Source organism: Mesorhizobium sp. CA6 (genome assembly GCF_020165035.1).
In the GTDB taxonomy this organism is placed as follows: Bacteria; Pseudomonadota; Alphaproteobacteria; order Rhizobiales; family Rhizobiaceae; genus Mesorhizobium.
In genome coordinates, this window is sequence record NZ_JAIUHI010000022.1 from 18985 (window position 1) to 41231 (window position 22247).

At 64.1% G+C, this 22247-nt stretch carries 23 protein-coding genes and 1 tRNA gene; 15 read left to right on the forward strand and 9 right to left on the reverse strand.

Annotation, left to right across the window (positions count from 1 at the left end):
• Window positions 1-13: 13 nt before the first annotated feature.
• Window positions 14-508, reverse strand: coding sequence for a prolyl-tRNA synthetase associated domain-containing protein (locus LB526_RS25980; protein WP_224630270.1), 495 nt, complete (start codon window positions 506-508; stop codon window positions 14-16).
• Window positions 509-770: 262 nt separating this feature from the next.
• Here LB526_RS25980 and LB526_RS25985 point away from each other — a divergent pair.
• From LB526_RS25985 to LB526_RS25995, 3 genes are all read left to right on the forward strand, one after another.
• Window positions 771-845, forward strand: a tRNA-Gly gene (locus LB526_RS25985).
• 730 nt (window positions 846-1575) lie between these two features.
• The gene (locus LB526_RS25990; RefSeq protein WP_095769841.1) at window positions 1576-1773 is read left to right on the forward strand and encodes a hypothetical protein; all 198 of its coding nucleotides are present in this window, start codon (window positions 1576-1578) and stop codon (window positions 1771-1773) included.
• A gap of 238 nt (window positions 1774-2011) precedes the next feature.
• A complete protein-coding gene (locus tag LB526_RS25995; protein ID WP_224532507.1) occupies window positions 2012-2395 on the forward strand; it encodes a hypothetical protein in 384 nt (127 codons plus the stop codon).
• Between the two features lie 180 nt (window positions 2396-2575).
• Here LB526_RS25995 and LB526_RS26000 read toward each other — a convergent pair whose 3' ends face one another.
• Window positions 2576-3016, reverse strand: coding sequence for an Lrp/AsnC family transcriptional regulator (locus LB526_RS26000; RefSeq protein ID WP_140700454.1), 441 nt, complete (start codon window positions 3014-3016; stop codon window positions 2576-2578).
• Window positions 3017-3143: 127 nt separating this feature from the next.
• On the opposite strand from LB526_RS26000, the gene rocF reads away from it, so the two are divergent.
• Together rocF and LB526_RS26010 are read left to right on the forward strand one after the other, a co-directional pair.
• Entirely contained in the window at window positions 3144-4076 is a 933-nt protein-coding gene (rocF, locus tag LB526_RS26005; protein ID WP_224532508.1) for an arginase, read from the forward strand.
• A 2-nt stretch (window positions 4077-4078) separates the two neighbouring features.
• Window positions 4079-5137 (forward strand): ornithine cyclodeaminase, encoded by a 1059-nt coding sequence (locus tag LB526_RS26010; RefSeq protein WP_224544356.1) that lies wholly within the window; start codon window positions 4079-4081, stop codon window positions 5135-5137.
• Window positions 5138-5601: 464 nt separating this feature from the next.
• On the opposite strand, the gene LB526_RS26015 is transcribed toward LB526_RS26010, so the two are convergent.
• The 5 genes from LB526_RS26015 to LB526_RS26035 all read right to left on the reverse strand — a co-directional run bounded on the left by LB526_RS26015 (window position 5602) and on the right by LB526_RS26035 (window position 11453).
• Window positions 5602-6600, reverse strand: a complete 999-nt coding sequence (locus LB526_RS26015) for a LacI family DNA-binding transcriptional regulator (RefSeq protein WP_224544357.1) — start codon at window positions 6598-6600, stop codon at window positions 5602-5604.
• A gap of 12 nt (window positions 6601-6612) precedes the next feature.
• The gene (locus LB526_RS26020) at window positions 6613-7629 is read right to left on the reverse strand and encodes an ABC transporter permease (protein WP_140845941.1); all 1017 of its coding nucleotides are present in this window, start codon (window positions 7627-7629) and stop codon (window positions 6613-6615) included.
• Window positions 7626-9125, reverse strand: coding sequence for a sugar ABC transporter ATP-binding protein (locus LB526_RS26025; protein ID WP_224630271.1), 1500 nt, complete (start codon window positions 9123-9125; stop codon window positions 7626-7628). The genes LB526_RS26020 and LB526_RS26025 overlap by 4 nt, the downstream gene beginning before the upstream one ends.
• A gap of 137 nt (window positions 9126-9262) precedes the next feature.
• Entirely contained in the window at window positions 9263-10228 is a 966-nt protein-coding gene (locus tag LB526_RS26030; protein ID WP_140845939.1) for a sugar ABC transporter substrate-binding protein, read from the reverse strand.
• A gap of 205 nt (window positions 10229-10433) precedes the next feature.
• Window positions 10434-11453 (reverse strand): LLM class flavin-dependent oxidoreductase, encoded by a 1020-nt coding sequence (locus tag LB526_RS26035; protein WP_224544359.1) that lies wholly within the window; start codon window positions 11451-11453, stop codon window positions 10434-10436.
• A gap of 259 nt (window positions 11454-11712) precedes the next feature.
• On the opposite strand from LB526_RS26035, the gene LB526_RS26040 reads away from it, so the two are divergent.
• Together LB526_RS26040 and LB526_RS26045 are read left to right on the forward strand one after the other, a co-directional pair.
• Entirely contained in the window at window positions 11713-12468 is a 756-nt protein-coding gene (locus LB526_RS26040; RefSeq protein WP_224544360.1) for a COG4280 domain-containing protein, read from the forward strand.
• Window positions 12465-12674 (forward strand): hypothetical protein, encoded by a 210-nt coding sequence (locus tag LB526_RS26045; RefSeq protein WP_224544361.1) that lies wholly within the window; start codon window positions 12465-12467, stop codon window positions 12672-12674. Before LB526_RS26040 ends, LB526_RS26045 begins: the two co-directional genes overlap by 4 nt.
• A 320-nt stretch (window positions 12675-12994) precedes the next feature.
• Here the strand turns inward: LB526_RS26045 and LB526_RS26050 are convergent, their stop codons facing one another.
• Entirely contained in the window at window positions 12995-13621 is a 627-nt protein-coding gene (locus LB526_RS26050; RefSeq protein WP_224544362.1) for a methyltransferase family protein, read from the reverse strand.
• A gap of 203 nt (window positions 13622-13824) precedes the next feature.
• Here LB526_RS26050 and LB526_RS26055 point away from each other — a divergent pair, with 203 nt between their 5' ends.
• The 5 genes from LB526_RS26055 to LB526_RS26075 all read left to right on the forward strand — a co-directional run bounded on the left by LB526_RS26055 (window position 13825) and on the right by LB526_RS26075 (window position 17832).
• A complete protein-coding gene (locus tag LB526_RS26055; RefSeq protein ID WP_224544363.1) occupies window positions 13825-14604 on the forward strand; it encodes a hypothetical protein in 780 nt (259 codons plus the stop codon).
• 122 nt (window positions 14605-14726) lie between these two features.
• Window positions 14727-15083 carry an ArsR/SmtB family transcription factor gene (locus LB526_RS26060; protein ID WP_224630272.1) on the forward strand — a complete coding sequence of 119 codons (357 nt, stop codon included), beginning with the start codon at window positions 14727-14729 and terminating at the stop codon, window positions 15081-15083.
• A complete protein-coding gene (locus LB526_RS26065; protein ID WP_224630273.1) occupies window positions 15070-15570 on the forward strand; it encodes an SRPBCC family protein in 501 nt (166 codons plus the stop codon). The genes LB526_RS26060 and LB526_RS26065 overlap by 14 nt, the downstream gene beginning before the upstream one ends.
• 150 nt (window positions 15571-15720) lie before the next feature.
• Entirely contained in the window at window positions 15721-16398 is a 678-nt protein-coding gene (locus LB526_RS26070) for a winged helix-turn-helix domain-containing protein (RefSeq protein WP_095769853.1), read from the forward strand.
• A gap of 45 nt (window positions 16399-16443) precedes the next feature.
• Window positions 16444-17832, forward strand: a complete 1389-nt coding sequence (locus tag LB526_RS26075) for a sensor histidine kinase (RefSeq protein WP_224630274.1) — start codon at window positions 16444-16446, stop codon at window positions 17830-17832.
• Window positions 17833-18046: 214 nt separating this feature from the next.
• Here the strand turns inward: LB526_RS26075 and LB526_RS26080 are convergent, their stop codons facing one another.
• A complete protein-coding gene (locus LB526_RS26080; protein ID WP_224630275.1) occupies window positions 18047-18916 on the reverse strand; it encodes a helix-turn-helix domain-containing protein in 870 nt (289 codons plus the stop codon).
• Window positions 18917-19022: 106 nt separating this feature from the next.
• On the opposite strand from LB526_RS26080, the gene LB526_RS26085 reads away from it, so the two are divergent.
• From LB526_RS26085 to LB526_RS26095, 3 genes are all read left to right on the forward strand, one after another.
• A complete protein-coding gene (locus LB526_RS26085; protein WP_140845929.1) occupies window positions 19023-20291 on the forward strand; it encodes an ABC transporter substrate-binding protein in 1269 nt (422 codons plus the stop codon).
• A gap of 252 nt (window positions 20292-20543) precedes the next feature.
• On the forward strand, window positions 20544-21404 hold the full coding sequence (locus LB526_RS26090; protein WP_140845928.1) for a carbohydrate ABC transporter permease: 861 nt from the start codon (window positions 20544-20546) through the stop codon (window positions 21402-21404).
• Window positions 21401-22237 (forward strand): carbohydrate ABC transporter permease, encoded by an 837-nt coding sequence (locus LB526_RS26095; protein WP_224630276.1) that lies wholly within the window; start codon window positions 21401-21403, stop codon window positions 22235-22237. The genes LB526_RS26090 and LB526_RS26095 overlap by 4 nt, the downstream gene beginning before the upstream one ends.
• Window positions 22238-22247: the final 10 nt, after the last annotated feature.

The window sequence follows — 22247 nt, forward strand, 5'->3', positions numbered from 1 at the left end:
GGCACTTTCAAGGTCATGAGACTTTCAGGATAACAGGATCATGGCCGGTTGCCTCGACGAATCTGATCAGGTCGGCGGCGGCGATCGAGGTCGTCGCCTCATTGGTCAGCGGATGGCCGTTGATGACGTCGTGGCTCATCAACGCCTCGTCGAGCACGACCTTGACCTTGCCTTCCGTGTCGTTGATCAGGCCGAAAACGGTGACCGCGCCGGGGATGACGCCGAGCAGCTCCATCAGCATTTCCGGCTTGCCGAACGACACCCGGCTGGCGGCGCCGATCAGGTGGTGGATCTGCTTCAGGTCGACCACGGCGTCCTCGCCGACGGTGACGAGGAAATAATTGTCCTTCCTGTCCTTGAGGAACAGGTTCTTGGTGTGGCCGCCGGGAATCTCGCCGCGCAGGCCTTGCGAATCGGCGACCGTGAACAGCGGCGGGTGCCTGACCGTCGAGACGGAAATGCCGAGATCGGCAAGAAATTCGTTGAGCTCGGCTTCGGTCTTCGGCATCGGTCCTCGCGCGGTCAAAAAAGGGCTCATGCCGTTTACGGCCAACGGTGCCATCGGGGCAAGGCCGCCGGAGCCATTGCGGGCAAAGCGGGCGGCGGCTTGCCTGCGGATTTGCGAGCAGTCCGGTTTCGCCGCCGCTTCGGTGCTTTCGAGCGAACGTCGCCGCGGGAAGAATTCGCGCCAAAAAAGACCGTCATTTCCCTGTTGCAATCGCCGCGCTCTTCGGCCATATAGGCGCGGCTTGCGGCCCAAGGCCGCGCGAGCGGGTGTAGCTCAGGGGTAGAGCACAACCTTGCCAAGGTTGGGGTCGGGCGTTCGAATCGCCTCACCCGCTCCAGTTTCCTTCAAGGAATCAAGCAAACGAAAAGCCGCGGTCTCCGCGGCTTTTTCGCGTTTGCGGCTAGCGGGAAACCCACCCGCGGCACAGCGCCGGAGTTACGTCTGGACCGTCGGCAACGCGCATTGCCGCATCTCCACGATCTCCTGCAAAAATATCCAGCAGATGGTTCACGCGATATTTTCCTCCGGACGGCCACGTCCGCCATCCGGAAAGTATCCGCTGCCCATCAGACTTGAGTCGCATGCCGAAGGGACTGTAGAGCCTCTTTTGCCGGGCGCCCGACAACTATATGTTGTGTGAAAGTGCTGGAATTAATCCGGCCGGACAGTCTCGCGGGAAGCATTCCCGCAAGTCGTTACGTTGGGGCATAGCTGGAGCAATTCCAGGAAAGTGTGAGCGGTTAATGCTCGGCGACTTCGCCGTAGTCTCCGTTCGGAATTGCGTCGAAGCAAAGATAGAACAGACGTCGGCCATGAGGTTCACAGCCTTTCAGGATCCGTGCGGCCAATGGATGGTGTTCGATTTGCGGTCCGGTCTCCCGGCGCGAATGCCGGACATGTTGCTGCTTGGCCCGACTCGCGAGGAGGCGGAGCTGCTCGCGGGCCAGGCAAATGAATTCCTCTCGGTGCCGCGCTCGGCCGTGCCTCTTTCTCGATATTTGATCGCCCCGCGATGGAACGATTGGGCATCATCGGAAATTTAGCTTGCGCTAAAACAAGGAGGGCCTATGAGGTTCGCGGCAATACAGGATCCCTGCGACGACTGGCTTGTCTGCGATCTGGTTTCCGATCTCCCGGCGGAGATAGCAGGCAGGCTGCTGATCGGGTTGACGCAACGCGAAGCCGAGCAACTTGCCGACCAGGCCAATGCCGGGCCAATCGAGCAGGCCATCGATTGGCCGATCCCGCTCGCCAGCGTCGCTTGAAGGCGGCCGGGCTTGGGAACCCGCCTCGCCGACGGAGCATCGGCGATTCAATCCAAGATCACATCGGATAACATTTGCGTTCCACCTCCGTTTCGACGCCGGGGCGGCTTTCTATATGTCGTTTCTGGGCCGAGATCCGCCGGCGGCGAATGGCCAGCACCGCGACACGACGCGACCGGACGGCCCGTTTTCGGAAAAAGCGGTCTTGCCGCTTCCTCCATCACGAGGAGATGTCATCATGCGTTCTTTCACCCCAAAATTCATCGCGGCCGCCTCGATCTTCGCGGCCATACCGCTTTCGAGCGCCTATGCCGTGCACCGCCACCATAGGGCGCAGGTCGACACAATGACCACGGCGTCAGTGCCGGCGGAGCCCGAAGCGAGAGCCGCGACGCAGCAGCTGCTTGGCGTGAAGCAAGGTATCCGTGCGGCCAGGCAGGCCGGCAAGATCACGCAGGAACAGGCTCGCGACCTGATGCGGCAGGCCGATAGCATCCAGCCCGCCGGCGGCCGTTCTGCGATCGGGCGGATCAATGAGCTGGACCAGCGGCTCCGAAACGCTACCGGCCAAGGGACCTATATGGGCGACGGCTCGGACGGCGGCTATTATCCGAACGGCTGACCGCCTGCATGAGCGGTGCGATGCGGCAGTCCTGGAGCAATTCCGGGAAAGCCGGATCGCGATCCGGCCCGGCGCCGTCGCTTTCGGCCCGCGCACGAAATAAGAACCTGAAGCGGCCCGGCGTTTCGCAAGATCGCCGAACCGCTTCACGCCTCACCGCTGCCGTCACCGATCATGCGACTACGTCAGCCGCGCCCGCGTCGTCCTCGGCGTCGCCAGCAGCAGGCTTGTCTCGCTCCCCGTAATGCCGGGGATCAGCCGGATGCGCCGCAGCACCGCGTCGAAATCCGTCAGCGTGGCTGTGCCGAGCTCGACCACCAGGTCCCAGCGGCCGTTGGTGGTGTGGATGGTCGAGACCTCGGCGAGGCCGCCGAGCGCCTTGACGACGCGGTCGGCGGCATGGCCTTCGATCTCGATCGTCATCACGCCGCGTATCTTCTGGTCGACCGCGTCGGCGCGCAGCACCACCGTGTAGCCGATGATCTCGCCGGACTTTTCCAGCCGTTCCATGCGCGACCTGACCGTGGCGCGTGACACGCCGAGATCGATGGCGAGGTCGGACACGCTGCGCCGCGCATCGTGCCTCAGCAGCGTCACCAGTTTCTCGTCCAATGCGTCCATGGCTTCCATTTCGATAAAATCGTCTGACCATTATGATAGATTAGTCTTCTCGAAATGCCAATTTTCACTGTTCAAGCCGCCAGCGGCTGATGGTTCACTCCTTCGATCAATCGCAAGGTGAGAAAAGATGCGCTGCAGGATCGTCGGCGCGCCGGTGCAGGACGGCGCGGGCAGGATGGGATGCGAGATGGGGCCGAGCGCGCTGCGCACGGCAGGGCTGGTCTCGGTGCTGGCCGAGCTCGGCCACGAGGTCGAGGACTGGGGCGCGGTCGAGAAAGCCGCGGCGCGGCCCGTGGCGCACGGCAATCTCGCGCTGAAGGCGCTGCCGGAGATCTCCGCCTGGACGGCGGCGATCGCCGAGACCGCCTACGCGGCTTCGCGGGACGCCATGCCGATCTTCCTCGGCGGCGACCATTCGATCTCCGCCGGCACCATGTCGGGCGTGGCGCGCCGCGCGGCCGAGCGCGGACGGCCGCTCTTCGTGCTGTGGCTCGACGCACATCCCGATTTCCACACGCTCGACACCACCACCAGCGGCAATCTGCACGGCGTGCCGCTCGCCTATGCCAGCGGCCAGGCCGGTTTTCAGGGCTATTTCCCGGATCTGCCGCAAGCGGTCGACCCGGCCCGCATCTGCGCCATCGGCCTGCGCAGCGTCGATCCGGCCGAGCGCCGCGCGCTCACTGAAGCCGGCGTCACCGTGCACGACATGCGCGCCATCGACGAGCACGGCATCGCGCCTCTGCTGCGCGCCTTCCTGGCCCGCGTCGAGAAGGAGAACGGGCTCTTGCATGTCAGCCTCGACGTCGATTTCCTCGACCCCTCGATCGCGCCCGCCGTCGGCACCACCGTTCCCGGCGGCGCCACCTTCCGCGAGGCGCATCTGGTGATGGAGATGCTGTCCGACTCAGGCCTCGTCTCAAGCCTCGACCTGGTCGAATTGAACCCCTTCCTCGACGAGCGCGGCCGTACCGCCACCCTGATGGTCGACCTCACCGCCAGCCTGATGGGCCGCCGCATCATGGATCGCCCGACCCGCAGCCATTCCGGAAACCTCTGATCATGACCCAGCCTTCGCGCCTTGCCATCGTTCCCTTTGTCAGCGTCGATCGCATGATGAAGCTGGTGCTCGCCATCGGCGTCGAGCGCTTCCTCACCGAGCTCGCCGCCTATATCGAGGAGGATTTCCGCCGCTGGGAGCTGTTCGACAAGACGCCGCGCATCGCCTCGCACAGCCATGACGGCGTCATCGAGCTGATGCCGACCAGCGACGGCAAGATGTACGGCTTCAAATATGTCAACGGCCATCCGAAGAACATGCGCGAAGGACGCCAGACCGTAACCGCTTTCGGCGTCCTCGCCGATGTCGGCTCCGGCTATCCGATGCTGTTGACCGAAATGACCATCCTGACGGCGCTGCGCACGGCGGCCACCTCGGCGGTAGCGGCAAAATACCTGGCGCCGAAGAACTCCCGCGCCATGGCCATCATCGGCAATGGCGCCCAGTCCGAATTCCAGGCCATCGCCTTCAAGGCGCTCATCGGCATCGACCGGCTGCGGCTCTATGACATCGACCGCTCGGCCTCGGAAAAATGCGCCCGCAACCTCGCCGGCAAGGGGTTCGATATCACCATCTGCTCGACCGGGCAGGATGCCGTGGAAGGCGTCGACATCATCACCACGGTGACCGCCGACAAGCAGTATGCCACGATCCTCACCGACAACATGGTCGGCGCCGGCGTCCATATCAACGCGGTCGGCGGCGACTGCCCCGGCAAGACCGAGCTGCACCGCGACATCCTTCTGCGCTCCGACATCTTCGTCGAGTTCCCGCCGCAGACGCGCATCGAGGGCGAGATCCAGCAGCTCGACGCCGATCATCCGGTGACGGAGCTGTGGCAGGTGATGACCGGGAAGGCCGAGGGCCGCAAGACGTCCGAGCAGATCACGCTGTTCGATTCCGTCGGCTTCGCCACGGAAGATTTTTCCGCGCTGCGCTACGTCCGCGACCAGCTCCAGGCCACCGGCCTCTATGAGGAGCTCGACCTGCTCGCCGACCCCGACGAGCCGCGCGACCTGTTCGGCATGCTGCTGAGAGCCGCCATGCAGCCGGCGGCCTGAGGCGGTTCGCTGAGGCGATTTCATACGGCGGGATAATCGCATAGAGCGCTCCCCCTCTCCCGTCTCGGCTTCGCCGAGCCACCTCTCACCACTTCGTCTACGTTAAGCACATCTTCTGTGACTGGCGCGACTGATCAGGCCGACGCTTGATTGCCACGTGGTTCCCCCAATCCGTCGCTGCTTCGCAGCGCCACCTTCCCCCCCTCCGGAGGGAAAGGAAGGGAGCTGGACGGGCGTTGACGGCAAAAGGCTTGGCGCCTTTCCTCTACCCCGTCGATCGGGGGAGAGGTGGCTCGGCGAAGCCGAGACGGAGTGGGGGTCGACCAGCGCGCTGCCATGCACGCTATCGCCAAAGGCCGGCCGCTTTGAAAGGTGTGCATGCCATAGATGAAATGGCGGAGAGGTGGATCGGCGCGCAGCGCCGAGACGGAGCGGGGGCAGTGCCTAAGTCGTCGATTGCCAGACTACCCCCGCGCCGCGCAGCTTTCCCGCTCCACCAGAACCGGCGCCAGCACCTCGCGCCTTGACGGCGCTTCCGGCTCGCCCAGCCTCTCGAGCAGCAGGCTCACCGCCAGCGTGCCGATCTTTTCCACCGGCTGCGCGATTGTCGTCAGCGGCGGCCAGGTGGTGACGGCGTAGGGGATGTCGTCGAAGCCGATCATCGACATATCGTCGGGAACATGCAATCCCCGCGAGCGCAGCGCCGTGACCGCGCCCATGGCCATCAGGTCGTTGCAGGCGAACACCGCAGTGATGCCGGCCGCCTGTACCATAAGCTGCTCCATCGCTAGGCGGCCGCCGGCGAAATGATAGTCGGAATCGACGATTGACGACGCCGGCAGCTCAACGCCTGCTTCGCCAAGCGCGCGGACAAAACCGCGCAGGCGGGCCGGGCTGGAGCTCGAATCGCGCGGACCGCCGATGACGCCGATCTTCCTGTGGCCGAGGCCGGCCAGGTATTTGCCGGCGAGATAGCCGCCATGGTCGTGGTCGACCAGCACCGAATCGACATTGACCGACTGGATCTCGCGGTCGAGCAGCACCGCCGGCACGCTGGGCAGGAGGCGGGCGAACACCCGCGCGTGGTCGGACGAGCCGGCAAAGATCAACCCGTCGATCTGCTTGGCCATCAGCACCGAGAGATAGCGCTCCTCCTTCTCGGCATTGCCGTCGGAGTTGCACAGGATCACCGTGTAGCCGGAAACGAAGCCCGCATCCTCGATCTGCCGCGCCACGCTGGCGAAGAAGGGATTGGAATTGTCGGGGAGCAAAAGGCCGATGGTCTTGGTTTCGCCGCGCCTGAGACTCCTCGCCACCGAGTTCGGGCTGTAGCGCAGCGCCGCGATCGCGGCGCGCACGCGCTCGGCCGTTTCCGGCTCGACATGACGCGTATGGTTCATCACATGCGAGACGGTGGCGACGGACACCCCCGCACGGCGCGCGACATCGGCAATCGTCGTCATGGCCCGTTCCCCTCAGCGGATTTTCCGCAACAGCCTCTCCCGGTACGCGTCTAGGATGACCGCGAGCACGATGACAAGGCCAATCACGATCGGTTTGAAATTGTCGCCGACGCCAAGCAGCTGCAATCCGGTGGAAAGCACCTGCAGGATACAGGCGCCGACCAGCGTGCCGATGATTGAGCCCTTGCCGCCGCTGAGGCTGGTGCCGCCGATGATGACGGCGGCAATGGCGTTGAGCTCGTAGCCGACGCCGGCGATCGGGCTGCCGATGTTGAGGCGCAACAGATAGACCATCGCCGCGATGCCGGCGGTGAGCCCGCTGATGGTGAAGGCGGCGACCTTGTAGAAATCCGGATTGTGGCCCGACAGCCGCACCGCCTCGTCATTGGTGCCGACGGCGAAGATCATGCGGCCGAAGACGGTGAAGCGCAGCACGAACCAGCCGGCGGCGATCACCAGCACGGCGACGAGGAAGATCGACGGCAGGAAGCCGCCGATGATCAGATTGCCGAAATCGACAAAACTCTGCGGCAGGCCGGTGATGGTCGAATTGTCGCTGACCACGCGCGCGGCGCCCGCCGCCATGTTGAGCATGCCCAGCGTTACGATGAAGGACGGGATCTTCCAGCGCGTCGAGATCCAGCCATTGAGGAAGCCGCACACCGCACCCGTCGCCATGCAGGCAAGCAGCGCCAGCGTGATCGCGACGGCCGGCGACAGGCTCTCGTTTATCATGACGGTGGCGCCGACCACGGTGCACAGCGCCAGCACCGAGCCGACCGAAAGGTCGATGCCGCCGGTGAGGATGACGAAGGTCATGCCGGCCGCCAGCACCGTGTTGATGGCGATCTGCACGAAGATCTTCAGCGCGTTGCCGGAGGTGGCGAAATAGGGCGCGGTCGCCGAGAAGAACAGCGTGATCAGCACCAGTGCCAGGAGCACGCCGGCATCGCGCACCAGGAAACGCAGGAACTTCGCCCGACCCGGAGAAACAGGCGCCGCCACGGCTATCTCGGACGTCTCGCTCATGGTCGCACATACTCCTGATAGGCGAGCGACAGGATGCGCTCCTGGTCGAATTCGGATCGCGGCACCTCGCCGACGATCTTGTTTTTCGAAAAGACGATGATGCGGTGGCACATGCCCATCAATTCAGGCAGGTCGGACGACACCATGATGATGCCCTTCTGCCGCGCCGCCAGCATCCACAGCAGCTGGTAGATCTCGCGCCGCGCGCCGATGTCGACGCCGCGCGTCGGCTCGTCGAGGATCAGCGTGGAGGTGCCGCGGAACAGCCATTTGGCCAGCACCACCTTCTGCTGGTTGCCGCCGGAGAGATTGCGCACCGCCTGCTCGATCGAGCTCGCCTTGACGCGCAGCTGGCCGACGAGATCGTTGGCGGCCGCAGCCTCCGTCCTTCGGTTGAGCAGCCCGTTGCGCGAGATTTTGCCGAGATTGGTGATGGTGATGTTCTTGTCGACGGCCATGTCGAGCAGAAGGCCTTGGCCCTTGCGGTCTTCGGTAAGCAGGCTCAAGCCGTGCCGCACCGCATCCTTGGGCGCAGCGATCGCCACCGGCTTGCCGTCGATCTCGACGACACCGTCGAGTTTTGCGTCGGCGCCGAACAGAGCGCGCATAGCTTCGGTGCGGCCGCTGCCGACCAGGCCGGCAACGCCGAGGATCTCGCCATGGCGCACGGCGAAGGAGATCTCCGGGGTGGAGGCGTCACGCTTCAGATTGGCGACGCTGAGCGCAACCTTGCCCGGCACGACCCTGACATCGAAACCATATTCGTCGGCGATGTCGCGACCGATCATCATGCGCACCAGGTCGGGCACGGTGAGCCCGTGCAGGTCGCGCGTCGCGACCAGCCTGCCGTTGCGCAGCACCGTCACCCGGTCACCGATCTCGAACACCTCGTGCAGCCGGTGCGAGATGTAGATGATGGTGACACCCCGGGCCTTCAGCCGCTTGATGATGGAAAACAGCCGCTCGATCTCCGGCGGCGTCAGCGTCGCCGTCGGCTCGTCGAGCACCAGAAGCTTCGAGTCGTAGCTCAGCGCCTTGGCGATCTCGACGAGCTGCATCTGCGCGACGCCCAGCGCCTCGACCCGTATGCGCGGATCGATATCGAGCCCGACTTCCTTGAGCAGCGCCGCCGCGCGGCTGTTCAGCGCCCTGCGGTCGACGATGCCGAAGGCGCGACGCGGCAGGCTTTCCAGCATCAGATTCTCGGCGATGCTGAGATAGGGCAACAGGTTCAGCTCCTGGTGCACGACGCGGATGCCGCTCTGCTGCGCATCATGCGGCGTCTTCGGCCGGTAAGGCTGGCCGTTGAAGGCGATCGTGCCGGAGTCCGGCTGGTAGATGCCGGCCAAGAGCTTGATCAGCGTCGACTTGCCGGCGCCGTTCTCGCCCAGGATGATATGGGTCTCGCCGCGCGCGATCGACAGCGACACCTCGCTCAGCGCGACGGCGCCGGGAAAGATCTTTTCGACCCTTTCAAGAGAGAGAATCGCATCCATGGGCGGCAGAATCCTAAACCGTGCCCGTCGGCGACGACAGCAGCGGATGCTCCGTCACCGCCGCCGGAACTGGCGGCGGCGGTGACGAGAGAGACAAAGCCTGGCGCCGGAAGGGAGCGCCGGCGCCCCGGCTCGCCTCATGCGGTGACCAGCTTGACGTCGGTCTTGACCCAGCCGGAGAATTTCTCGCCGGCCAGCTCGCGCAGGCCGTAGTCGATGCCCATCGCCGCCATCTTCGCGCCATACTGCTCGACGGTGGCGAGCATCTTGCCTTCCTTCAGCAGCGGACCGACGGCCGGGATGTTGTCGAAGCCGACGACCTTGATCTGGCCGGACTTGCCTGCCGCGTCGATCGCCTTGACGACGCCGAGCGCCATGGAGTCGTTGGCCGCCATCACGCCCTGGATGTCGGGATGCTGGGTGAGGAAGTTGGTCATCAGCGTGTTGGCTTCCTCGGTCTCCCAATGCGCGGTCTTGGAGTCGAGCAGGTCGAGGCCGTATTCCTTCACCGAATCATCGAAGCCGAGCTTGCGCTGCTTGGCGTTGTCGGCTTCCGGGTTGCCTTCGAGGATGACAACCTTGCCGCCCTTGCCCAGCGCCTTGCCGAGCGCGTCGCCGGCCAGCTTGGCGCCGGCGCGGTTGTCCGGGCCGAAGAAGGCGAGGTCGATGCCGGCCTTCTTCTTGGCCTCGGTGTCGAGCGCAACGTCGATGTTGATGACCTTGATGCCGGCCTTCAGCGCCTTGGCGATCGGCGTAACCATGGCCTTCGAATCCGCCGGGGCGACGACGATGATGTTGTAGTTCTGGGTGATGAAGTTCTCGATGGCGTCGACCTGCGCGGCGAAGTCGCGCTCGTCCTTCATGCCGACAGCGGCGAAATCGAACTTGTCCTTGTTCTTGGCCGCATACTCCTCCGCGCCAGCCTGCATCTGCTTGAAGAACTCATTGGCCAGGGACTTCATGACCAGGCCGACCTTCGGCTTGTCGGCGGCGAGAACCGGTCCGAGCGGCAGCGCCAGCGCGCCGGCAGCCAAGGCGCTGGTCTTCAGGAACTGGCGGCGCGAGAACGGGCCAAGCCCATGCGTGTTTGAGAACTTGCTCATTAGTCTCCTCCACTTGATTGAGCCGTAATCGGTTACGTAACCGATTACGCGCCAAAGTAGATTGCTATTTTATCAGATGTCAACGTCGAAGGAAGGACGAGAGAGAAGGCGGTCCAAGGCTGACGTTGGTGATTGGCGAAAGCCGGCGTGAAGTCTGATCTCCCCCCTTGCGGGGGAGATTACGCGTTTTGCGGTTTTCGCCACATCACCGCCAGCCCAGCGCCGGCGCGACATGCTTCAGGATCGACTCGATGACATGGGCGTTGTAGTCGACGCCGAGCTGGTTGGGCACGGTGAGCAGCAGCGTGTCGGCCTCGGCGATCGCCTCGTCCTCCTTCAACTGCTCGATAAGCACCTCCGGCTCGGCGGCATAGGTGCGGCCGAACACGGCCCGCTTTTCCGGCTCGATATAGCCAAAATGGTCCTCGCCCTCGCTGCCGCCGAAATAGGCGCGGTCCATGTCGTTGACGAGAGCGAAGATGCTGCGGCTGACCGAGACGCGCGGCTCCCTGGCATGGCCTGCTTCCTTCCAGGCGGCGCGGTAGGCCCTTATCTGCTTGGCTTGCTGGACATGCAGCGGCTCGCCGGTCTCATCGAATTTCAGCGTCGAGCTTTGCAGATTCATGCCGAGCTTGGCCGCCCACACGGCCGTGGCGTCGGTGGCCGCGCCCCACCAGATGCGTTCGCGCAGGCCGGCCGAGAACGGCTCGAGCCTGAGCAGGCCGGGCGGGTTGGGGAACATCGGCCGCGGATTGGGCTGGGCGAAGCCTTCGCCGCGCAGCAGGTCGAGGAAGATCTCGGAGTGCCGGCGCGCCATGTCGGCATCGCTCTTGCCCTCTTCCGGCACGTAGCCGAAATAGCGCCAGCCATCGATCACCTGCTCGGGCGAGCCGCGGCTGATGCCCAACTGCAGACGCCCGCCGGCAATCAGGTCCGCGGCGCCCGCGTCCTCGGCCATGTAGAGCGGGTTCTCGTAGCGCATATCGATGACGGCGGTGCCGAGCTCGATACGCTTGGTCCTGGCGCCGGCCGCGGCAAGCAGCGGAAACGGCGAGGCGAGCTGGCGGGCGAAATGGTGGACGCGGTAATAGGCACCGTCCGCGCCAAGTTCCTCGGCCGCGACCGCGAGGTCGATCGACTGCAGCAGCGCGTCGGCGCCCGAGCGCGTGCCCGATTGCGGCGAGGGCGACCAATGCCCGAACGACAGAAATCCGATCTTCTTCATGTGCTCCGTTCCTGCTGGAGCGGCCCAACGACCGCTTGAACTTCTTGTTGCTCCAGCAGATAGCCAGGGCAGTGCCGCGATACAACGGACACCGAACGGATACAGACCGTCAATGCGTCCTGCGAAATGTCCGCCCTCGCGTCGGGACGTGATGGGGCCGGAGGCGGCGCCGATCGCCTCATCCTGGCATTCTCGCCGGCGCCGGAGCGCTGTATCGTTCTCGCCACCCGATGATTCCCGAGCATTGGACGAAGCCTTGATGCATGGCCTGACACCCATATTTTCCACCGTGACCGCCTCGTTCCTGGCCTCCTTCGTCGAAGTGGTTGAAGCCTTCACCATCGTGCTCGCCGTCGGCGTGACGCGCAGCTGGCGACCGGCGCTGACGGGTGCGGCGCTGGCGCTCGCCCTGCTGGCGGCGCTGGTGCTTGTTTTCGGACCGCTGCTGGCGCTCGTCCCCATCACCGTCCTGCAATTCGTGGTCGGCGTGCTTTTGATCCTGTTCGGCATGCGCTGGCTGAGAAAGGCGATCCTGCGCAGCGTCGGCGTCATCGCGCTGCATGACGAGGAGCAGGCCTTTTCCAAGGAGACGGCCGCCTTGCAGCGGCAGGCCGCCGACCGCCGCGCCGACTATCTGGCGGCCGTCGCATCGTTCAAGGCAGTGCTGCTCGAAGGCGTCGAGGTGGTGTTCATCGTCATCGCCGTCGGCGCCGCGCACGGGCAGACGCTCTATGCCGGCCTCGGCGCGCTGGCGGCCTTCGTGCTGGTGATGCTGATCGGCCTTGCCGTGCATCGTCCTTTAGCCCGCGTGCCCGAGAATGCGCTGAAATTCGTCGTCGGCCTGATGCTGACCAGCTTCGGCGTGTTCTGGACCGGCGAGGGCCTCGGCGCCGAGTGGCCGGGCGCCGACCTCGCTCTGCTCGCCATCTTCGCCGTCATTGCCGCCGCATCCTTCGCCATCGTGCGCTGGCTGCGCGGCGCCTACCCGGAACCCGCCGAAGGAGTTGCCCGATGATCCGTCTGGTCTTCAAGGAGCTCGTCGGCATGTTCGTCGACGACGGCAATCTCGCCCTGCTCGCGCTGATCCTGATCGCGCTGATCACCGCCGCGGTAAAGCTTCTGACGCTGCCGCCGCTCATCGGCGGCTTCCTGCTTCTCGCCGGCTGCCTGGCAATTCTCCTGCAGAGCACACGCCGCGCCGCGCGCGGCAGGGCGCGCTGACCGGGGTTTATTTTCCGCGAAATCAGCGCAACGCTGGAGACTGGCGGAAGCTTCACAACCTCGTCATCCACGGGCGGAGCGACGCGAAGCGGAGCGCAGACCCGAGGATCCATTCCGTGACCTTGGTCGAGGAAAGCAGCGGAGCAGAATTCTGCACCGTGGCAACGCCTCGATGTCACGGAATGGATTCTAAGGTCTGCGCGCGTCGCTTCGCTCCTTGCTCCGCCATAGAATGACGACCTGACAAGCGCGTCAGTCAATCTCCAACGTATGCCGCCTGCCAAGGCAGACAGAGCCGTCGGTCATTCTGTACCGGAAAACTAATAGACCGTGAAAAGCGTCGGCAGGTCGCCGCTGAGGCGCAAATACTCGACCGCCTCGATCACCGGAAACAAAGCCAGGAAATAGAGCCCGTCGCGGAACGTGTTCCGCAGCGCGCCGGTCGAAAACAGCCACTGCGCCTCGTCGCGGTAAAGCAGCGGATTCGGCCAGAAGGACGGCGTGCGTTCGGCATAGGCCGCGTAAGCCGCACCGAACTTGCCGGCAAGATACTCCGCCTCTTTGCGCGCGGTGAAGCGGAAGACGAGGAAGCTCGCCAGGCCGAGCATGAGGGCCGCCAGCAGCGAGCCGAACATCAGCCCGATGCCAGCCGTGCCGACCGTCGAGAAGAAATAGAGCGGGTTCCGGGTCATCGAGAACGGGCCGGACACGATCAGCTCGTCATTCTTCCTGCCGCCGACGAAGAGGATGCTCCACAGCCGGCCGAGGAAGCAGATCAGCACCATCGCGAAGCCGATCGTCTCCATGACTTCGTGACCGTCCGATCCCTCGGCCAACGCCGGCTTGCTGAACAGGAGCAGGATGACGGCAAGCACGGCGGCCAGCTGCACGACGATCAGGCGCTTGTGCTGGTCGAACGCATTCGGCGTCGATTTGGGGGATGCCATTCTTCTCACCGCTCCGGCGCAGCCAGGGGGCGCCAAGGCTTGTCTATCTCTTCGCTGGCGGCATGACGAGGCTCGGCGGATGTTTTTGGCCAACCTTACGAATTTGTAAGAACGCGGACAGGCCGCGGTGAATTCGCCTGCCTAATTTGGGCGTCGCCGCCATACGGAATTCGAGGCGGCTCGAACGAACAGCGGATCGCGCCATGATCTCTCAAGCCGACAACCTCGCCCCCAACCGCGTCCCGGACGTCACCATCGATTTCTGGCTGGTCAAGATCATGGCGGTGACCATGGGCGAGACGGCGGCCGACTACCTCGCCGTGAAGCTCGGCCTCGGCCTTACCGTCACGTCCTTGATCATGGGCGGCATCCTCATCGTCGCGCTCGTCCTGCAATTCGCGCAGAAACGCTATGTACCTTGGGCCTATTGGCTCGCCGTCGTGCTGATCAGCGTCGTCGGCACCCTGGTCGCCGACAACCTCATCGACGATTTCGGCGTGCGGCTGGAGACGACGACCATCGTCTTCTCGGTCGCCCTCGCACTGACTTTCGCGGTCTGGTATGCCAGCGAAAGGACCCTCTCGATCCACACCATCTTCACCGCCAGGCGCGAGATCTTCTACTGGCTAGCGATCCTCTTCACCTTCTCGCTCGGCACGGCTGCCGGCGATCTGGTGGCCGAGCGCTTCGATATCGGCTATCTCGCTACCGGCCTCATCTTTGGCGGCGTGATCGCGGCGATCGCTTTTGCCTGGTTCTTCCTCGGCCTGAACAGCGTCCTCGCCTTCTGGCTTGCCTATATCCTGACCCGGCCGTTCGGCGCCTCCTTCGGCGACCTGCTCTCGCATCCGGTCGACTATGGCGGGCTGGGCTTCGGCGCCACCTTCACCAGCCTGATTTTCCTCGGCTGCATCGTGGCCATCGTTCTCCATATGACGCTGAGAAAACTGATCGACGAAGACGAGCTGGCGCTCCTCGACTAGAGCATGTCGCGATTGACCGTAAGCTGCAGCAGCGAGACTGGCTCGGTCCGGGAGGGCCGGCAGCGCAGCCCGCCCGCTATCCCCTTGCGCGCCGCTCAACGATGCGCTAGATACTGAACCAAATGGTTCAGTATTTGAAGTCCCGCCTCGATGTCTCGTTCGCCGCGCTCTCGGACGCCACACGGCGCGGCGTTCTGGAGCAGCTCGGACGCGCGGAGGCCTCGATCACGGACCTTGCCGAGAAATTCCACATGACCCTCACAGGCATGAAGAAGCATATCGGCGTCTTGGAACAGGCGGGGCTCGTCACCACCCGGAAAGCCGGGCGGGTGCGGACCTGCACGCTCGGCCTGCGCGGACTGGAGGAGGAGGCGGCTTGGATCGAGAGCTACCGCCGGCTTTGGGACGCACGCTTCGAAGAGCTGGACAAGGTTGTCGAGGAACTGAAACGGAAGGAGGATGTCGATGGAACGGAGTGAGCCTGCTCGCACGACAGTAGAACGGAGGTCCGACCGTGAGCTGGTCGTTACGCGAATCTTCGACGCCCCCGCACGCATCGTGTTCGAGGCGTGGACCAAGCCCGAACTGTTCAAGCGGTGGTGGGCGCCGAAGTCGATGGGCATGATCCTGCGTTCCTGCGAGATGGATGTTCGCGTCGGGGGCGGGTACCGTTTGGCGTTCGGCCATGACCCCTCGAACCCCGCCGAGTTCTTCGGCCGGTATATCGAAGTGGTGCCGTACTCGCGCCTCGCCTGGACCAATGACGAAGGCGGCGACGGTGGACCCGTCACCACGGTGACCTTCGAGGAAAAGGGCGGCAAGACGCTGCTGGTGATGCACGAGCTCTATCCCTCGAAAGAAGCTCTCGACGCTGCCGGCACCGGGGCGGCCGATGCGATGGGCGAGACGTTCGAGCAACTGGACGAGCTTCTTCTCACGCTGGGCGCGAGCGCGGGACGACCATGAGGTCGCTCTCGCCGCCGGCCGCCCGGTTCTTCGCCGCTGCCGTCGGCGGTCGCGACGGATATCGGCTGTCCCTCGCAAAAATGTGTAGCGGCACTAGGTCTGAAAGCTCGTAAAAACAAATGGTTGAAGTGGCAAGGACGGCACCGGACAATGCGACTTCTGCTTGTTGAAGACGATCCGAGAACCGCGGATTATATCATCAGGGGACTGACCGAGGCCGGCCATGTCTGCGATCTCTTGCGCGACGGTCATGACGGGCTCTTCGCCGCGACCCGCAACGCCTATGACGTGATCGTCGCCGACCGCATGGTGCCCGGCCTCGACGGCCTGTCGATGATCAAGGCGGTGCGTGCCGCCGGCATCCGCACGCCCGCTATTTTCCTGACCTCGATCGGCGGCGTTGACGACCGGGTCGAGGGCCTCGAGGCCGGCGGCGACGACTATCTGGTCAAGCCGTTCGCCTTTTCCGAGCTGCTTGCCCGCATCCATGCGCTCGGCCGCCGGCCGGCGGCGCAGGAGCAGAAGACGGCTTTGCGTGTCGCCGACCTCGAAATGGACCTTATCCAGCGCCGCGTCACCAGGCAGGGCCAGCCGATCGACCTGCAGCCGCGCGAGTTCAGCCTGCTCGAAGTGCTGATGCGCGGTGAGGGCCGCGTCATCACCCGCACCATGCTGCTCGAGCGCGTCTGGGATTTTCATTTCGACCCCAAGACCAGTGTCGTCGAGACGCATATCAGCCGGCTCAGGGCCAAGGTCGACAGGCCCTTCGACGTGCCGTTGATCCACACCGTGCGCAACACCGGCTACAGCCTGCATGTCCCGGCCTGATCTTGCCTCCGCAATCGCGGGGCGGCCAACCGCTTCCGCGATCGCATGAGCGGGACGCGCTCCAGCCTGCTGCGCAGCACGCCGTTCCGGCTGGCGCTGACCTTCGCCTTCCTGTTCCTGCTGGCCTTCATTCTGTCGGGCGCGATCGTCTATCAGCTGATGAGCGCCTCGCTCGCCAGGCAGCTCGATCAATCGATCAAGGAGACCTATTCGCTCATCGCCGCGACCCATGCCGAGGGCGACGAGGAAGATCTCGTTTCAACCGTCAGGGACCATGCCCAGTTCAGCCAAGACAAGGACGAAATCTTTTCCCTCACCGATCGGAACGGCAACCGTCTCGCCGGGGATTTCACCGCCTCCAGCCTGCCGGACGGCTTTTCCATGTTCGCCGCCGACTTGCCGGGCGTGCCGCCCGATACCCAATATCGCGCCTATTCGGGCACGGTCGGCGGCAACAAGCTGACGGTCGCCTTCTCGCTTTCGGAAACCGAGGATCTGGAAAGGATCGTGTTGATGAGCTTCGGCTGGGCCACGCTGTTCATCACCGTCCTGGCGATCGGCGGCGGCGCCGTGCTTGCCTCGCGCGTCCAGCGCCGCCTCGACGGCATCGCCAATACCATGGTCGACGTCTCGCATGGGCGTCTCGATGCCCGCATCCCGCTGACCGGCAATGGCGACGACATCGACGCCGTCTCGGCCCAGGTGAATTCCGCGCTCGATCGCCTGTCTGCCCTGGTCGACGGCATGCGGGAGGTGAGCGCCAACATCGCCCACGATCTCAAGACGCCGCTCAACCGGCTGCAGATGATCCTGGAATCCGCCGCCGACAAGACGGTGTCGGGCGAGGATGTCTCGACCGAGCTGACCGACGCCCGCACCGAGAGCCAGCAGATCAACAGCACGTTCGACGCTTTGCTGCGCATCGCCCAGATCGAAGCCGGCGCCCGCAAGGCGCGCTTCGTCGATCTCGATGTCGGACCGGTCGTCGAGACCATTGGCGAAGTCTATGCCGATGTCGCCGAGGACGACGGCAAGTCTCTGTCCACCGTGATCGTTCCGGATACAAAATGGTACGTGCACGGCGACCGCGACCTGCTCATGCAAATGTTGGCCAATCTGGTCGAGAACGCGCTCAGGCATTGCCCGCCGGGCACCGCGATCGAGCTCTCGGTGACCGGGGCAGGCAACCACGTCCTCATTCATGTCCGCGACAATGGCCCGGGCATTCCCGCCGAGGAGCGCGAAAAAGTGTTCCGCCGGCTCTATCGGCTCGATGCCAGCCGCACGACGCCCGGCAGCGGCCTGGGCCTCAGCTTGGTCAAGGCGGTGGCCGACCTGCATGGCGCCGCGATAACGCTCAAGGACCGCAATCCGGGTCTCGGCGTTACCGTCAGCTTTCCGGCCGTGGGAACTCCGGTGACGTCGTCATTCTAGGGCGAAGCAAGGAGCGGAGCGACGCGCGCAGACCCTAGAATCCATGCCATAACTTCTGCCGGGAAATGCAACGGTGCAGAAGATTCTGTAACCGCTGCAACGCCTTAACGTCACGGCATGGATTCTAGGGTCTACGCGGTACGCTTCGCTTCCCGCTCCGCCCTAGAATGACGATCACGATGGGCGACGACGGGTGGGCGACCGTCGGCCATTTTTACCGCCCGCCGCCCGCCCGGCGGAAATCGGAGGGCGACATGCCGGCAAGCTTGCGGAACGATTTGTTGAAGGCGCTAAGCGAGCCGAAGCCCGAGTCCATGGCGACCCTCAGCACATTGGCGTCCTCATGCATCAGCAACGCCTGGGCGTAGCTCAACCGCAGCAGGTTGACATATTCGTTGAGCGTCATGCCGGTCGATTTCTTGAACAGGCTCATGGCGTATTTGGGATGGATATCGGCGGCCGCGGCGATGGTCACGCAGTCGATGTCGTAGAGGAAATTCTCGGCGATGAAATCGCACATGCGCCCGACATTACGGGACGACTGCTGGTCAAAGGCATTGCCGGCGCCTTGGCCAGCCACCCTTTCCGGAACCAGCCGGTAAGGCTCGAAGCGTACCCGCTCGAGCCGCAGCAGCAGCTCGTTGACGGCATGCTCGGCCCTCGCCGGATCGCCCGAGCGCGCATATTCGTTCCAGCGCTTGAAATTGTCGTTGTCCGACTGGTCGGTCGCATTGGTCACCAGCGTCGCGCCGGTCATCAGCCGATCGCGTATGTTGGCCGGCAGATGCAGGCGGAAGAAATGCACCAGCGGCAGATGCGCGCCGGCATAGATGGCGTCGTCGGAGAGGTCGTTCATCTGGTGCGGCAGGCCGCCCCAGAACAGGCACATCTCGCCGGCCGAAAGCGAAATCTCGTGCTCGGCCATGCGGTAATGCACGCGGCCCTGCACGATGAAATTCACCTCCACCTGGGCGTGCCAGTGCGGTTTCAGCATCACCAACGGGTGGTTGTAAAACATCTGCAGCATGAGCGGCAGTCCTTCGACGCTGCTCGCGCCAGGCTGGTAGAATGGACGCTCCGGCATCTTACTTTCCGCCAACTTCTTATTCCCTCTGACGGCGACAAGCCTTCCGCGCCGCATAGTCTGGCCACGCTCACAGTGAGAGAGCAAATGAAATGGGAGGATTTCAATGCGCACTACACTGACCTGCGCCGCGCTTATGCTTGCCCTGGGCTCCGGCCCGGCGCTGGCGCAGTCCGGCGAGATCACCATCTGGAGCTGGAACATCGCCGCCTCGTCATTGAAGGCGACGGTCGAGGGCTTCAACAAGAAATACCCCGACATCAAGGTCACGGTTCAGGATCTCGGCAACCAGCCCACCTATGACAAATCGATCGCCGGCTGCGCCGCCGGCGGCGTCGGCCTGCCCGATATCGTGTCGATCGAGAACGGCGAGGCGGAGAATTACTGGAGCCAATTCCCGGACTGCTTCGTCGACTTGCACACGCTGGGTTACACCGCGGAAGACCAGAAGAAATTCCCCGATTTCAAGCGCACCGAGCTCGAAGTCGGCGACAAGGCCTATGCCATGCCCTGGGATTCCGGCCCGGTGGCCGTCTTCTACCGCCGCGACTTCTACGAGAAGGCAGGCGTCGACCCGGCCTCGATCAAGACCTGGGACGATTTCATCGCCGCCGGCAAGAAGATCCAGGACGCCAATCCGGGCGTGTCGATGACCAATGCCGATTTCAACGGCGACACCGAATTCTTCCGCATGATCTCCAACGAGCAGGGCTGCGCTTATTTCGCCGAGGATGGCCAGTCGATCACCGTGGCCGAGCCGAAATGCGTCGACGCCATGACCAAGGTCAAGGAGATGAAGGACGCCGGCATCGTGTCGTCGGCCGACTGGTCGACCAAGATCACCAACAACACCGCCGGCACCGTCGCCAGCCAGGTCTATGGCGGCTGGTATGAGGGCACGATCCGCACCGAATCGCCGAAGGAGAGCGGCAAGTGGGGCGTCTACCTGATGCCGAGCCTGACCGCCGACGGCCCGCGCGCCGCCAATCTCGGCGGCTCGTCCCTGGCCATCACCTCGGCCTCCAAGAACAAGGAGGCGGCTTACGCCTATCTGAAATACACGCTTGAGACCAATGACGGCCAGATCACCATGCTGAAGGATTTCGGCCTGGTGCCGTCGCTGATCTCGGCGCTCGACGATCCTTACGTCTCGCAGCCGCAGCCCTATTGGGGCGGCCAGCCGGTCTGGAAGGATATCCTGGCCACGCTGCCCAAGGTGGTGCCGAGCCGCGGCACGCAGTTCCAGAGCGACGCCGAGATCATCGTCCGCGCCGTGCAGACCAAATACCTGGCCAACGGCTATCCTGACGCCAAGGCCGCGCTCGACGACGCCGCCAAGCAGATCGCCGCCGCGACAGGTTTGCCGGTTAAATAGGACGCCACTTTGCCTTCTCCCCTTGTGGGAGAAGGTGGATTGGCGCGCAGCGCCAAGACGGATGAGGGGTGTTCCAGCGGAGTGAGACGTTGGCATTCCCTGGAACACCCCTCATCCGGCCGCTTCGCGGCCACCTTCTCCCACAGGGGGAGAAGGGAAAGACAGGACAGCGCCTGCATGACAATTGGCGCTGCTCCGGCATGATCAACACCGCGCCCGCCAAGAAGGCGCCACCGGGAAAGGAGGAAGCTGATGCGCACCCAGAACGCCACCGCGTACCGCTTCCTCACGCCCTATCTTTTGATCTTCGCCATCTTCTGGATCTGGCCGATCATCTCTTCCTTCATCATCTCCTTCCAGGCGACGCGCACCGTGCCGTGGCGCTTCGCGCCGACCTTCAACTGGGGGCGCCTTATCGGCGACCCCGCCTTCTACAATGCGCTGAAGAACACGCTGCTGATCCTGGTCATCCAGGTGCCGGTGATGATCTCGCTGGCGATCGTCATGGCGGTGCTTCTGAACTCGCCGCTGCTTAAAGCCCGCGGCCTCTACCGCTTCGCTTTCTTCGCCCCGGTTGTAGTCGGCGAGGTCGCCTATTCGGCCGTCTTCCGGCTGATGTTCAGCCTCGATTTCGGCATCGTCAACAAGCTCCTGGAGAGCGTCGGCATCTCAAAGATCGACTGGTTCTCCAACGTCACGCCGGCCATGGCGCTGATCATGATCGCGGTGACCTGGCGCTGGGCCGGCTACAACGCCATCATCATCCTGGCCGGCCTGCAGTCGATACCGGAGGATGTCTATGAGGCGGCGACGCTCGACCGCGTCAGCAGGGTGAAGCAGTTCTTCTACATCACCTTGCCGCTGCTGAAGCCGGTCATCGTCTTTTGCGCCGTGCTGTCGATCATCGGCACCATGCAGCTCTTCACCGAGCCGTTCCTGATCACCGAGCGCGGCGGCCCGGGCGGCGGCACCGAGACGCTCGGGCTGCTGCTTTATCGCCAGGGCTTCCGCTCGCTCAATTTCGGCTACGCCTCGGCCGTCGCCTACACCATGGCGGGGCTCGCCATCGCCATCACCCTGGTGCAGCTCTGGCTGATGAGGGAGCCGAAATGACCTCGCGCTCGCAAGCAAGGCTGGGCCGCGCCATTGCGCTGCATCTTTTCCTGACGCCGCTGGCGCTGGTCTGGCTGTTCCCGCTGTGGATGATGGTGGTGTTCTCCACCATGCCCGACAACGGCATCTTCAGCCCCGGCATCGAGCTCCTGCCGCACGACAATTTCCTCGACAATGTCGCCAACCTGCAGCGCGACACCAACTTCATCGGCGCCATCGGCATCTCGGTCTCGGTAGCGGTGACCTACACGGTCCTTTCGGTGCTGCTCACCTCGATGGCCGGCTGGGCGCTGGCGCGCTACGAATTCCACGGCAAGGGCGCGGTCGTCGCCATCATCTTCGGCACCATCACTCTTCCCTATGCGGTGGTGCTGATCCCGCAATTCATCATGGTGGCGCGCGACTTCGCCTTGGCCAACACCTGGATCGCGCTGATCGTGCCGCCGCTGTTCAATTCGCTGGGCGTGCTTTTCATGCGCCAGGCCTTTTCCATGATGCCGGCCGAGCTGTTCGACGCGGCGCGCGTCGAAGGCGTCAAGGAATGGCGCATCTTCCTGTTCGTGGCGCTGCCGCTGGCCCGCCCGATGCTGGCGGCGCTGGCGATCATCCTCTTCCTCGCCTCGTGGAACAATTATCTGTGGCCGCTGCTGATCAACAGCCAGCCGGGCGCGATGACGGCGCCGGTGGCGCTCGGCACGCTGATCGGCCTGACCAAGGTTTCGTGGGGCGGCATCATGGCCGGCGCCGTGATGCTGACGGTGCCGATGCTGATCGTCTTCGTGCTCTTGCAGCGCCATTTCATCGCCGGCATCGCCGCCGGCGCGGTCAAATAGGAAAGCGCGA

Excerpts from the sequence above, each read along its gene's own strand:
- LB526_RS26035 (WP_224544359.1), bottom strand. The coding sequence starts at position 11,453 with ATGAAGAAGATCGGATTTCTGTCGTTCGGGCATTGGTCGCCCTCGCCG.
- LB526_RS25995 (WP_224532507.1), top strand. The coding sequence starts at position 2,012 with ATGCGTTCTTTCACCCCAAAATTCATCGCGGCCGCCTCGATCTTCGCG.
- LB526_RS26045 (WP_224544361.1), top strand. The coding sequence starts at position 12,465 with ATGATCCGTCTGGTCTTCAAGGAGCTCGTCGGCATGTTCGTCGACGAC.
- LB526_RS26040 (WP_224544360.1), top strand. The coding sequence starts at position 11,713 with ATGCATGGCCTGACACCCATATTTTCCACCGTGACCGCCTCGTTCCTG.
- LB526_RS26030 (WP_140845939.1), bottom strand. The coding sequence starts at position 10,228 with ATGAGCAAGTTCTCAAACACGCATGGGCTTGGCCCGTTCTCGCGCCGC.
- LB526_RS26080 (WP_224630275.1), bottom strand. The coding sequence starts at position 18,916 with ATGCCGGAGCGTCCATTCTACCAGCCTGGCGCGAGCAGCGTCGAAGGA.
- LB526_RS26050 (WP_224544362.1), bottom strand. The coding sequence starts at position 13,621 with ATGGCATCCCCCAAATCGACGCCGAATGCGTTCGACCAGCACAAGCGC.
- LB526_RS26055 (WP_224544363.1), top strand. The coding sequence starts at position 13,825 with ATGATCTCTCAAGCCGACAACCTCGCCCCCAACCGCGTCCCGGACGTC.
- LB526_RS26000 (WP_140700454.1), bottom strand. The coding sequence starts at position 3,016 with ATGGACGCATTGGACGAGAAACTGGTGACGCTGCTGAGGCACGATGCG.
- LB526_RS26020 (WP_140845941.1), bottom strand. The coding sequence starts at position 7,629 with ATGAGCGAGACGTCCGAGATAGCCGTGGCGGCGCCTGTTTCTCCGGGT.
- LB526_RS26015 (WP_224544357.1), bottom strand. The coding sequence starts at position 6,600 with ATGACGACGATTGCCGATGTCGCGCGCCGTGCGGGGGTGTCCGTCGCC.
- LB526_RS25980 (WP_224630270.1), bottom strand. The coding sequence starts at position 508 with ATGCCGAAGACCGAAGCCGAGCTCAACGAATTTCTTGCCGATCTCGGC.
- LB526_RS26025 (WP_224630271.1), bottom strand. The coding sequence starts at position 9,125 with ATGGATGCGATTCTCTCTCTTGAAAGGGTCGAAAAGATCTTTCCCGGC.
- LB526_RS26075 (WP_224630274.1), top strand. The coding sequence starts at position 16,444 with ATGAGCGGGACGCGCTCCAGCCTGCTGCGCAGCACGCCGTTCCGGCTG.
- LB526_RS26090 (WP_140845928.1), top strand. The coding sequence starts at position 20,544 with ATGCGCACCCAGAACGCCACCGCGTACCGCTTCCTCACGCCCTATCTT.
- LB526_RS26070 (WP_095769853.1), top strand. The coding sequence starts at position 15,721 with ATGCGACTTCTGCTTGTTGAAGACGATCCGAGAACCGCGGATTATATC.
- LB526_RS26095 (WP_224630276.1), top strand. The coding sequence starts at position 21,401 with ATGACCTCGCGCTCGCAAGCAAGGCTGGGCCGCGCCATTGCGCTGCAT.
- LB526_RS25990 (WP_095769841.1), top strand. The coding sequence starts at position 1,576 with ATGAGGTTCGCGGCAATACAGGATCCCTGCGACGACTGGCTTGTCTGC.
- LB526_RS26065 (WP_224630273.1), top strand. The coding sequence starts at position 15,070 with ATGGAACGGAGTGAGCCTGCTCGCACGACAGTAGAACGGAGGTCCGAC.
- LB526_RS26085 (WP_140845929.1), top strand. The coding sequence starts at position 19,023 with ATGCGCACTACACTGACCTGCGCCGCGCTTATGCTTGCCCTGGGCTCC.
- LB526_RS26060 (WP_224630272.1), top strand. The coding sequence starts at position 14,727 with ATGGTTCAGTATTTGAAGTCCCGCCTCGATGTCTCGTTCGCCGCGCTC.
- rocF (WP_224532508.1), top strand. The coding sequence starts at position 3,144 with ATGCGCTGCAGGATCGTCGGCGCGCCGGTGCAGGACGGCGCGGGCAGG.
- LB526_RS26010 (WP_224544356.1), top strand. The coding sequence starts at position 4,079 with ATGACCCAGCCTTCGCGCCTTGCCATCGTTCCCTTTGTCAGCGTCGAT.